Source organism: Stieleria marina, from assembly GCA_007741555.1.
Classification (GTDB): domain Bacteria; phylum Planctomycetota; class Planctomycetia; order Pirellulales; family Pirellulaceae; genus K23-9.
On the sequence record CP036526.1, the window covers coordinates 107,878 to 119,588 of the forward strand.

General features: G+C 54.8%; 10 protein-coding genes. All 10 read left to right on the forward strand.

All coding sequences use genetic code 11. The features are described 5' to 3' along the window. Position 1 precedes the first annotated feature (1 nt). The 10 genes from K239x_RS00455 (at position 2) to K239x_RS00500 (ending at position 11,560) form a co-directional block, all read left to right on the forward strand. Positions 2-460, forward strand: coding sequence for a hypothetical protein (locus K239x_RS00455; protein WP_145415752.1), 459 nt, complete (start codon positions 2-4; stop codon positions 458-460). Beyond that, a complete protein-coding gene (locus tag K239x_RS00460) occupies positions 457-1,011 on the forward strand; it encodes a chemotaxis protein CheW (RefSeq protein ID WP_145415753.1) in 555 nt (184 codons plus the stop codon). Before K239x_RS00455 ends, K239x_RS00460 begins: the two co-directional genes overlap by 4 nt. Further along, positions 1,008-2,429: a methyl-accepting chemotaxis protein gene (locus K239x_RS00465; protein WP_145415754.1), complete on the forward strand. Its 1,422-nt coding sequence runs from the start codon at positions 1,008-1,010 to the stop codon at positions 2,427-2,429. The genes K239x_RS00460 and K239x_RS00465 overlap by 4 nt, the downstream gene beginning before the upstream one ends. Beyond that, positions 2,429-5,182 carry a hybrid sensor histidine kinase/response regulator gene (locus K239x_RS00470; protein WP_145415755.1) on the forward strand — a complete coding sequence of 918 codons (2,754 nt, stop codon included), beginning with the start codon at positions 2,429-2,431 and terminating at the stop codon, positions 5,180-5,182. Before K239x_RS00465 ends, K239x_RS00470 begins: the two co-directional genes overlap by 1 nt. After that, positions 5,179-6,855, forward strand: a complete 1,677-nt coding sequence (locus tag K239x_RS00475; protein WP_145415756.1) for a response regulator — start codon at positions 5,179-5,181, stop codon at positions 6,853-6,855. Before K239x_RS00470 ends, K239x_RS00475 begins: the two co-directional genes overlap by 4 nt. Further along, positions 6,852-8,222, forward strand: coding sequence for an FHA domain-containing protein (locus K239x_RS00480; protein WP_145415757.1), 1,371 nt, complete (start codon positions 6,852-6,854; stop codon positions 8,220-8,222). The genes K239x_RS00475 and K239x_RS00480 overlap by 4 nt, the downstream gene beginning before the upstream one ends. Beyond that, complete coding sequence (locus K239x_RS00485) at positions 8,222-8,794, forward strand: hypothetical protein (RefSeq protein WP_145415758.1); 573 nt, start codon at positions 8,222-8,224, stop codon at positions 8,792-8,794. Before K239x_RS00480 ends, K239x_RS00485 begins: the two co-directional genes overlap by 1 nt. Before the next feature lie 81 nt (positions 8,795-8,875). Further along, entirely contained in the window at positions 8,876-9,910 is a 1,035-nt protein-coding gene (locus tag K239x_RS00490) for a formylglycine-generating enzyme family protein (protein WP_145415759.1), read from the forward strand. Beyond that, positions 9,907-10,824 carry a TRAFAC clade GTPase domain-containing protein gene (locus K239x_RS00495; RefSeq protein WP_145415760.1) on the forward strand — a complete coding sequence of 306 codons (918 nt, stop codon included), beginning with the start codon at positions 9,907-9,909 and terminating at the stop codon, positions 10,822-10,824. The genes K239x_RS00490 and K239x_RS00495 overlap by 4 nt, the downstream gene beginning before the upstream one ends. 13 nt (positions 10,825-10,837) lie before the next feature. Further along, positions 10,838-11,560 carry a GAP1-N2 domain-containing protein gene (locus K239x_RS00500; protein ID WP_145415761.1) on the forward strand — a complete coding sequence of 241 codons (723 nt, stop codon included), beginning with the start codon at positions 10,838-10,840 and terminating at the stop codon, positions 11,558-11,560. The last annotated feature ends 151 nt before the right edge of the window (positions 11,561-11,711 follow it).

Consider the following 11,711-nt stretch of genomic DNA (forward strand, 5'->3'; position numbering starts at 1 on the left):
GATGGAAACATTCTCAGGCCCACGGGCAACGGATCCTTTTTCGCAGTCCCACGAGGGCGACACGCTGGAAAGCCTGCGTGACGAAATGGTGAAGTTTGCGTACGAAATGCAAAGTCGGTTGGAGACGTTAACCGACCAAGTCACACAACAGTTCAGCGATCAAGCGTGTCCGTGCAAAGACCCAGGCAGCGCAGTCGAGCAGAGCGAGCAGAACAATTTGCCCGAGCCGATTCCCTATCCAACACCGCATCCGGTTGTGTTCCAGTCAGATCGATCTGGCAATGACGAAAACAGCATTGCGCTGACAACGAGCAAGCCAACAAAGACAGCACCGACCAGAATCGAAGTCGCCGCGGAAATCAGCGAACGAGCGGAACTGCTGGAAACCTCAGATCCGCTGCAGCGCCTCGCAGCAATCAAGCTGCGTTTAGAACAGCAGCTCTCAAAGGGGGAACAATGATGATTGCTACACAGTCAAACAACGAAACCTTTCAGTCGACTTCCCAAGATTCAGCAGCCGACAAAAAACACTGCATGTTTCGCTCAGGTGGCGACTGGTTTGCGATCCCTGCGGTCGTTGTGCGGGAGATCACTGCTTCTCCGGCGCTCGTACGCGTTCCCGATTGCCATCCCTGCCTCGCAGGCATCTGCCATCTTCGGGCCGAGTTCATTCCGGCCATCTCCATCAGCGGCATCCTAGAAGTCAACGCAAAACGCGATGAAGAAGCCGAGAGCACGCTATTGGTGATCAATGGCAATGTCACGTGGGCACTGCTGATCGCTGAAGCGGGATCCGTTGAAACTCTTGAAGTACTTGGCAACACCGAGCAACAGCGCGAAACAGTCGAACTGGGAACCGCCATGCATCGCGACCAGATCGTGCGAGTCTTAGATCACAACGGAATCTATCAGCGAGTTCAGCAGTTGGTCGAGAACGTTTGGGCGTTACCAGATGATGCCGTTGTGGAATCGCTGCCGCCACAAACCCAATCCACATCCGGGAGTGAATGATGAAACTGAGTAGCTTTTTCGTCACGTCACATGCAATCGTGGCCGCCCTGTCTGTCGCAGCTGTCCAGCTGACCAGCGGGACGTCGATCGCCCCTGTGGCAGGCATTTCGCTGGGAATAGTAATTGTTGCGAGTTGGGCATGCGCCCGACAAATCAAGCGAGGGTTGATCATTCTTGAATCGGTTGTCGCTGACGATCAGAACGCCGTCACGCTTCGATCCGGTTTGACGGAGATCGATGAGACGTCGAGACGCATCGGCGAATGTGCTCAGCATTGGGAAACGATTGCCGCGAATACGCGCCGTCAGAACAGTGAGATCAAAGAAATGATGTCGTTGTTGAATCGTCGCGATCGCAGCGGTGCTCCTACCAGTGGGCAACTTCAAGGCGTATTGTCAGCGCTTGGAAATGCACTGCACGCACATGTTTCACAAATTGAATCAGGTGCCAGCGAGATCGACCAACACGCGCAAACGATCGCGGACGGAACCGAAACGCAAGGACACGCCGTCGTAAAGGCAACGGCCTACGTCGAACAGCTTGCCGTGGCCATTGACGTTGCTTCGTCCAATGCAATTGACGCCCAGGCAAAGGTTCAGGACACAGTCGTATCGGCGACGGCCGCTCTTGAAACAGTCAGCGAATTGATGCAGGGACTGGAACTGGTTCGCACCGATTCCCAGACATGCCAGCGTAAGCTGCTTAGCCTGTGCGATCCGGCACAGCAAATTTCCGGAATCGTCGGGACAATCAATGACATTACCGCTCGCACAGACCATCTGGCTCTGAACGCTTCGATCGAATCGATTCGGGCTGGTGAGCACGGCCGTCGCTTCGCGATTGTTGCTGATGAAGTTCGTCGGCTGGCCGAACAAACCAACGACGCGACGCGAGAGATTGCTGGCCTGACCGATGCGATGCAATTGGTGATTGACGAGTCCATATGCGGAATCCAGCGTGAAGGAAAACGAATCGAGTCAGAGACTGCCAGAGCAAACGTGGCCGAGACGTCGCTACAACAAATTCGTGAATTCGCTGAGCAGAGCTCGCAGCATCTTCAGCAAGTGACTCATTTGTCGGGGCAACAAGTGCAGTTTGCGCAGGATATCGTGCAAACCGTTCAGCAAATCGCAACGATTGCTAAGTCCAATCGCAGTGGTGCGGAGGGCGTTTGCTGGACCATGAAGTCGATCACCAAAACACCGGCTCAAATTGTCACGACCATCGGCAGACTGCGCGACTGCAGTAAGGCGGAAAAGGACGACGTCAACGAAACGAGTTCAAACCCTTCAGAGCCCACTGAAAACGAAGAAAACTCGACGCCTTCGGTTGCCGGCGACGCGCCATCGAGTGCTTCGGTCCCCGTCATCGCATTGCCATCGCCAGTGACTGCCTTGCCATCCTGTGAGGTGTCTTGATGCCAAGCGAAAGCAACAGCCAGATACCATCCATCGCTGAAAACCGCGAGCTGCTCGAAGAAATTCGCTTCGCAACCGAAGAGTCTCCGCAATCCGATTTGCATCGCTTGACGAACCTTCTGGCACAGGTAATCGACACGGTCCAAGGCGACAGCTCACAGGGGCCTTTGGATTCGGATGTGGTCGAACTGATCAATGATGGAGTACGAGAAATTCGTTTGGTCGCGGAATCCGAACAACCGACTTCAATCGATCTGGCAGCATTGCTGCAAGAAGCGACAGGCCGATGGGGCGAGAGCCTTGGTATGAGCTGCGTCGCTGATGAGGACTTCGCGTTTGATGGCCCGTCTTTAGAGAATTCAGATGCATGGAGCGATGGTTTTGAATTCGCTTCTCAAGATGAAGAGCTAGCGGATGAAGAATCCGAAGACGAATCTTATCAGGCACCGACGGCGGAAGAAATCGCGTCGTTGCTTAATGCGATGGGCGAGACTTCGACACCGATCGATCAGTCGACAATCACAGTCGCGCCAGCAAGCGAACCCGCAGTCGTTGACGACACACCAAGCACTGAACTTAGCGTCCAAATTTCGCTTGAGTCTCTTGATGCCGAGCTGAAAGAAGCGTTCTTGGAAGACGCATCCAGTTGCATGGCATCGATGGAAGACGCACTTCTTCGCCTTGAGAACGATCCCAGCGACGCCGACTCTCTGAATCAGATTGGACGTGAACTCCATACACTCAAGGGTGCATCGGCTAGCGTTGGGCTCTCGGACTTGGCAGGCCAATTGCACTTGTTGGAAGACAGACTTGCCGACCAGAGTTCAGCTGGCGACGCGTCCTTTATCAACGCACTCCTCCAGTGCGTTGATTCAATACGCAGGCAAATCAGTAGCGACGACACACCCTCTGAAATCGTCGCACCCCAACCCAATCCGACTCAGTTTCAGGCGGCCACCAGCCAGCCTGCAGCAATCGTTTCGACGCCGTCTTTTACACCGGACGTCAGCAATGATGACGATTCGATTCGTGTGAAGTCGTCGCAGGTCAACCGATTGATGGACACGCTATCGGAGATGGTGATGTTGCGTAATCGGCGAAAAACCGAAGTCAGCGAGTTGCAAGAGGTCTACCACGAACTCATCGGTAGCGTCTCGAAGATGCGGCTGCTTAGCCATGACGGAAATGAGCAATCCGACGCAAGTTCGTTGCAATTGTCCGAAGTCGCAAACGATGTCTTTGCAGTCGCCCAGAGCGTTCGAGACGGCCTGCGCCCAGTCGCCGAAGGGAATGCCGCCCTCAGTCAGCTGATCGGTCAACTTCGCCAAGAGCTCGTTGAACTTCGCACCACTCCCATTTCCGGATTGTTCCGCCGATTGCAGCGCGTGGTACGTGACACAGCGAATGTAGAATCCAAACAGGTTCGATTGCAGTTGGTCGGCGAAGACAGTGGTATCGAACGTTCATTGCAACAGCGTTTGTATGAGCCAATGCTGCATATCGTTCGCAATGCAGTGTGCCATGGCATCGAATCGGCGTCGCAGCGTGAGCGAAGTGGCAAAGAAGCCGTGGGAACGATCACGGTGGAAGCGAAAGCAGGACCGGACGTGTTCGTCATCGAAATCCGCGACGATGGTGGTGGGCTGGACTACGAAGCTATCCGGCGCCGCGGAATTTCCAGCGGTTTGTTAGCTAACGATCAGTCGGTCAGTCAGTCGGAACTGTCGCAGTTGATCTTCCAGCCTGGATTTTCGACTCGCGAATCCACCAACCAAGCTGCGGGGCGTGGCGTCGGCATGGATGTCGTTGCATCAACATTGAAACGCATGCGTGGCTGGCTGGACGTTGATTCCGATCCGGGTAAGGGAACACGAATCCGACTTAGTTTTCCGATCCCGTCGGTCATTCAGCATGCGATGGTGTTTCGGTCGGCCGGGCGACTATTTGCTCTACCGATGCAGTCGGTTCAATGTGTTAACCCTGAATTGGGCGGCGCAACAACACTTCGATTCTCGGAAGTCTTCGGTGAGACAAAAGATTTTGCTGCTCAGGATGAACAGCGAATCGTGCTAACAGATACAGCGTCGCGAACGGATGGACACGGCCGGGTGACACTCTTGGTCGACGAAGTGCTGGGAGCAGAGGAAGTCGTCGTGCGGCCGCTTCCATCGCTGCTGAGAAATCATCCCTACTGCAACGGTGCGACTCTATCGGGGACAGGTGAGCTGGTTCTGTTACTAGACGCCAGACGTGTGGTTGATTCCCAAGCATCTCGCATCAATCAAGCTACTGCACAGCCGACGGCATCTGCCCAGCATCAAACGAACAAGCAGCGCCCGCGCGTCCTGGTTGCCGACGACTCAGTAACTGCCAGAAAACGAGTGGTGGAATCCCTGAGTCGCTATCCCGTCGAAATCATCGAAGCGTCTGACGGTCGACAAGCGCTTGAGATCTTCCGTCACGAGACCATTGACGCGGTCTTCAGTGATATGGAAATGCCTCATGTCACAGGCATGGATCTCCTCTCAGCCATCAAATCAGACGATCGCGCTGCACGGCCGCCCGTCGTCATCATCAGTAGCCGAAACGAAATCGAGTTCACGACGCGAGCCAAAGAGCTGGGCGCGACCGACTACTTGATCAAGCCTCTCGCTGACGAGTCCCTCGATTTGGCACTGACCAAAATGCCGAACCTTAGCCATTTTCTCGATTCTCATCTTAGTGATCTACCACCCTGCGGAGCCATCCAGTGACTGACAAAACCGTTCTCGTGATCGACGACAGCGCGACCATTCGAAAGTTGGTCGATACCCATTTGACTCCCGCCGGCTACCGTGTCGTGCTGGCTCCCAACGCGGAAGACGGAGTACGTTTGGCGGGCGAATGTTCTCCCGACTTGATTTTGCTAGACCATCAGCTTCCTGGTACCACCGGATACGACGTCTGCTGCAAGTTGGTCGAAATTCCAGAGCTGCGATCAATTCCAGTCGTGATCAGTTCGACGCTGCGCAAAAAGGCGTACGCCGAATACGTCGACCTGGACAACGTGGTCGACATGCTGCCTAAACCGTACACCGAGCAGTTGCTGTTGATGACGGTTGCCAACGCTTTGGAAACGGCGGCAATGGTCGTGACATCCCAGTCCCAGGGATCCGCGGTACCCGAGGTAATCAACCAACAGAGCGAAGCTGAACTGGCTGGTTCACTAACTTGCTTTGGACTGCGCGAACTACTGGACTTTTTGAACAACGGTCGCAAGAGTGGCGTGCTAGAAGTCGAAGCTGATCGCGCAAGAATTCGCTTCCATTTGGACAAGGGCCGTATTCAAGGTGTTTACGGATCGGGAATGGATCCGGATGACATCGAGAAAATCGTCTCTCAGTTGCCAGATTCGCTTAGCAGTCTCGCGCCCGTCTTGAGAATGACCATGAGCGGTCGCAGCTGCGCAGAGGTCGATGGGTTCGTTCAATTACTGGATCAGAAAGTGCTGGATCCACGTTTGATGACCAAGCTGCTTCGTTTCCAAGCGTCGATGCTGGTTCAGCTAGCCTTTGAGCAAAACCTAAACGCATTCCGGTTCGAGCTAGGGCATTCGCAAAACGCACTCCACAAGAATCTGCCGCTTGATATCAGCTTGCTTGCTTTACTGGTCGAAGCCGCGATGTGCTCCGATGATCCCCAGGCGACTTCCGGTCAAAACCAATCATACGTCCGCCGGGCCATTCGAGGACAAAATCTGGATCGCGCAGGATTACCTGCCAGGCACATGAAGATCTTGAACTTGCTCTCGGATCCTAAGAGCCATGCGGAAATTCAGCGTGAGCTGGGATGGAGCGAAACGGAGGTCCGCCAAGTTCTCCGCGGATTTGTGATGGCCGAGTTGGTCGAGATTCGTTCCCAAGTCGTTGCCGGCAATTTTGTCGTCTTCGAGCCCAACGCTGCTGCCGCACAGAACTTGCGTGCCGAGCTGGAAGCATCGGACAATCGATATGCTGGCAAGGTCGTCCGTGACAAGCTTGCCCTTCAACTTGTCCTCAAGCGTTCGATCCCGCACACGCTGGCATTTGCTGCGGACGACGACATGGCATGTCAACTGATCGCTCACCTGTTTTCAACATCGAATCCCAAAGCCGCAAACGTCAAACGCATTGCGTTGCTTGGTGATGCTGACGCCCATGCGATCGACTGGAATGATCGAGTTGGATTTACACCCGATGATGTGCTGCAGCGTCCATGCACGGCAGAGTTATTGTTCCGATCGATGGATCGCCTCTTTGATGACGGTGCGGAACAAGCCCAGCATGAAACCGAGGCACAGGAAAATGAGACGCAACATGCGCCTCCGCTGTCCGCCGGCGACTCCGACGCTAACAGTCCCATCGCCACGTCGTCGTTCACCGCATTGCCAACAGGAGTCGAAGCATGATTTCACAGAAAACCGACACCGCGAATTTTACACTTTCGGTAACCGACTCATTTGGTTCGACAAAGCAGGTTTCGCTACGTCCCGACCAAAGTATCTTTGCTGGAACCTCTAACAACTGCGGGCTCAAGCTATCAGGCTCGGGTCTATCAGAGATTCATTGCCGCTTGGAACTCACCGATGGCCAGTTGATCATTCAAGATTGGATGTCAGCTACCGGCACCCTGGTCAATGGTGAAGCGATCTCAGCCGAATCGGAAATTAATATTGGCGACGTCATTGGCGTCGGTGACTATCGCATCGAAATCGCTACCGCGGTTGATGCAGCTTCAGCTGGATCGTCAGCTGACACGTCACCCGAACCTTCTTCCGCCGCGCCGATCCAAAGCGTTCAAGCTGACAGTGTCCCAAACACGCCCGAAGAGATGGGACAGCAAGAACAGCAGGAAGAAGAACCGACCGACATTGAATGTCTCGCAACGGACGACTCGGACGCGTTCGCATTGGACATCCCAGATGATTTCTTCGCCTTCGAGGAGGAAGCATCTTACGATCACGAGACCGTCGCTCTCCTGCACGCCGAAATCGAAGAGCTGCAAGCCGCGCTTGCCCAACGCGATGCGGAGTTTGAAAGCCAGAGCACACTCGACAGCTCAAGTGCGGGTCCAGAATCGGACTTTGGCCAGACTGACAAAATGCTGGCGCGAATGCAGGAGCTTATCGACGAAGCGAATCGCAGTGACGAACGCGTCGCCCTGTTGGAAGAAATGCTGCTTGCCGCGGAGATCGCTACTCGCGCCGAAAAGGAAGAACGCGGTCATTTGGAAGGCTGGGTCGGCGATATCGAAAAGCGTTTGAGCCAACGCGAAGACGAACACGCCGCTGAAGTCGGCTCGCTACGCAGACGGATCGAAGAGTCTGATAAAGCGCAACAGAATTTGCATCGAAAGCTAAAGGAAGCCGCATTCCGCGGAGGTGCTCCCAAGCAATACGAAGACACGTTGGAGTCACTGCAGGCATCGAATCGACAATTGCAGAATGACCTAGCAGAGTCGCAGCAAAAATCGCTCAGCGCGGAGCAGAAGCTCGGTGAAATGTCGGAGCGTCAAGAACGGGAGCTTCGAGAAGAACGCGTCAAGCTAGCCCAGGAACAAGCAAAGCTCTCGCGAATGCGGTTTGAATTGTCCAGCAAGCTGTCGGACGTCGAAACGTTGCCCAAAAGCGAGAATCCGGTCGAGACGGAAACGTCCAATCGTATTCAAGCTTTGCGAGCGCATCTGCGTGAAATTCACGAGCAAGAGAAGCTTGAGGAGAAAGAAGCGCCGCTGACGAAACGTCTTGCCAAGCTCTGGAGACGAGTTGAATATTGATGCAAGATCACACATTCAATCCAACCGAAAACGATCAGCCATCGCACGATATCGTCGAAAGCCTTCACGCCCTAACGCGTGATCTGGAGACTTTCGTCGCGCAATGGTCACGTCGTCTTGATCACGCGATCGAATCGTCGCAACCGGTTCCGTTAGATGATCACGGACTGCAAAAGCGTGCCGAACAACTGCAACTTGAAAAACGACAGTGGGAATCCGAACAAGCAGCTGAACAGCAGGTGGCCAAAGAGAGAATCGAGCAGTTGACCCAAGCGTGGTTGCAGCTTGAATCCGAACAACGATCCTTTCTGCAGATCAAAGCAACGCAGCACGGTTCCAACTCCCACGCGGCTGACGCTAACAATCCGTCCACAAACCGGTCGAACGTCAGTTCGGTGTCAAATTCACTGTCTAAGTCGATCGCCCCGCTGAGCACGTTGTCGTCAATGTCGCCGTCAATAAATTCAACGGCATCACAGTCGCCTACTGGCGGTAGCGACAACGCCGCGCAGCAATTCAAACGATTGCGCCGCGAGATTGATTCCAACCGATCCAATTCCCAGCGACAGTAGCCGCAGCAAAACAAAGAGTGCGAAAAGGTCCCCAGCATCTTTTCCCGACCAATCCAAATTTACTCGAACACGGAGACCTTCGTGTCACTAGCAACTCTATTTTTCGATACCGTCGGATTTTGCAATCCACTCGGCTCAAAAGCTGGTGCCAGCGCCAGCGGTTTTCCCGATGTGTCTTCGGCGCCACCTGATACGCGACGGTTGATTCGCGATCGACGTTACTGCCGCGTGCTGACCGACGAAAGTGTCATGCCGTTGGATGAGTGTTCACTGTCATGCGCCTGGAAGGCAGTCGAGCACGACATGGCACTTGTGCCTGGCGGAGACGTTCGGCTGACCAGCGACACGATCGTCTCAACTCCCAGCGGGTTTGAAACGGTGACGGATCCTGCCAATGTTGTTTCCGTCCAATCCTTGTATCTTGATCGCGACTGTGTGACCAACGGTGACTATCTGCGATTCGTTCAAGCAGGTGGGTACGTCACGGCCGACTATTGGCCTGAAGACGTGCTACCAAACGTGCTTCATTTTCTGGACAGCACCGGGAGTCATGGGCCAAAGTACTGGGTCAACGGCAAACCGGACGCGGCGAAGCTTGACCATCCGGTTGTCGGGCTCAGTTGGTACGAAGCCAACGCCTACGCAGCGTGGATCGGTAAACGCCTGCCAACTTCCGAAGAATGGCAACGCGCCGGGACTTGGCCGGAAGCTCACGCCGGCGGCGGAACCGAACTTCGGTATCCATGGGGAAATGCTTTCGACCCGTCCAAAGCAAACACATGGGCCGGCGGGATCGGTGAAACCGTTTCGGTGCGAAGTTACGAAACCGGCAACACGCCAAACGGCGTCCGGCAACTGGTCGGCAATGTATGGGAGTGGGTCGACGTGCTATTCCATCCCCAGACCGAACAGGGAGTCTCCGTCCTGCTGGATCAAACGATGGCCGAAATTCGCGGCGGATCATTCGATACCTACTTCCATTCACAAGCGACCTGTCAGTTTCGAACCGGACAGCCGCTGCTGTTTAGAGGTGCAAATATTGGGTTCCGATGCTGCGTCAGCGCGTCGGCACTGACTAACCTTCCCGAGTCCCCCACCGAGAGCATCCAGTCATGAGCACGACAGCCAAATACAGAGATGTTTCCCTAGGCGATCCGGAAACCGATATTCCATGCGCCTGCTGTGATCAGCCTTTGCTGTCCACAAGCGACTACTGTCCTACTTGTGAAACACCGACGACGCTGTCCAGTACAGTGGCCGCACGCGGCGGGCGACAAGATTTCATTTCGGTTCTGGGCGCTAGTAACGCTGGCAAGACGGTTTATCTGGGACTGCTATTGGACATTCTTAGCAAGGGTTCCGATGCCTTCCGCGGTTCGGCCACCAGCGCGTTCTCGATCGATTTGCAGGAACAGGTGGTGACCGCACTGGAACGTAAAATGTTCCCCGAAAAGACACCGACCGAAGCAGACGCTTGGAAGTGGTTGCATTGCCAGATTTCGATGGCCAAAAAGAAATCGACCGAGCACATTGACCTGATTTCTCCCGACTTTGCTGGCGAAGCCATCGCAATGGAGATCAACCAATCCGGCATGTATCCGGCAATCGGACATGTCGTGCAGAAGTCCACCGGACTGATGATTCTGTGCGACTCGTTGCGAGTCCGTGACGAGGGATCAGCAGAAGATCTGTTTGGGATGAAATTGGCCTCCTATATCGCGGGCCAACATGGATTGACCACCGATTCGGCTGCTCGAAAAGACGCCGGACCATCGATCGCGATCGTGTTCACCAAATGCGATGGCTGCCCCGAAGCGATCGAAGATCCGGCCAGATTCGCGGCCAACAATACGCCGCGAATGTTCGAGTATTGTCGGCGTACATTCACGAATCATAACTTCTTTGCGGCCAGCGTCGCCGGCAGTTCAGGAACGTTGGCTGACTCCAATGGCCGACAAACAAGAATGCCGTTTCATATTCAACCGCAAGGTGTTCTGGAACCGTTGCGTTGGATCGTCGGACAAGGCTAGGGAAAGCGTCCGCATGAATACTATCAACGTCCAGCAGGCTATCTTCGCTTCCTCCGACCGTGGAAGCATGAAGGGGTATCAGCTTGTTGCGAAGTCGGACGGCATCGATCGTTGGACAAGCCAAGAGCTATGCCGATGGATGCCATCGCGCGCCGCCAGTGATGACCCCAATGACTGGAGCATCAACTATTTCCCGATCAAAGAAGACTGTTTCGCGATCACACGATCGGTTTTGGGCGGCCCCGAATACAGCGGCCGGGGAGCGACCCAGCTGGTCACGCTCATATTGCTGTTAAGCGATTCGCAATTCGCTCTTTACAGCTACGATCCAATCTCCGTCGCCAATACCGCCATGGCGATGGGCTTGCTGAGGCTGCCGCTGGAGATGCGTTGCTCCGAATTGCCGATGGCCAGTCTTCCCGACGCGCCGCTCTTGGCACCAACGCAAAAGGCTGGCGAACCGACCTGCCAGCGCGAACAACACATGCTGGATGAGCTCACGTCTCTGATCGACCAATCACGACGCGTCGCCGTCGTCGGCAGAGTCGATCCCATCAAAGCCGTTAGCTGCCTGATGCCAAGGCTATCGAGTCGGGCTCGTCGCGAATTTAGTTTCACAACCGGACTACCGCCCGCCGTTCGCCGCCCCTTTCAGGCGCATTTCCTAACGTCGGTCGACAAGACGAACCGGCGAAACCTAGAAACGCAACAAATCGTTCCCGTCGCCGTCCGATAGCCAGTGCAGGCACGCGAATATCTCAAGAGATTGATCACGGCCCCTTCGTGCATCTAGATGCAATCGGCTCTGCCCCTCGAGCTTCCTCGGCGGCTGAAGAGCGAAAACCCAGCGATCACATTTACGACCGAGTGTCGCAAATGACCATTCC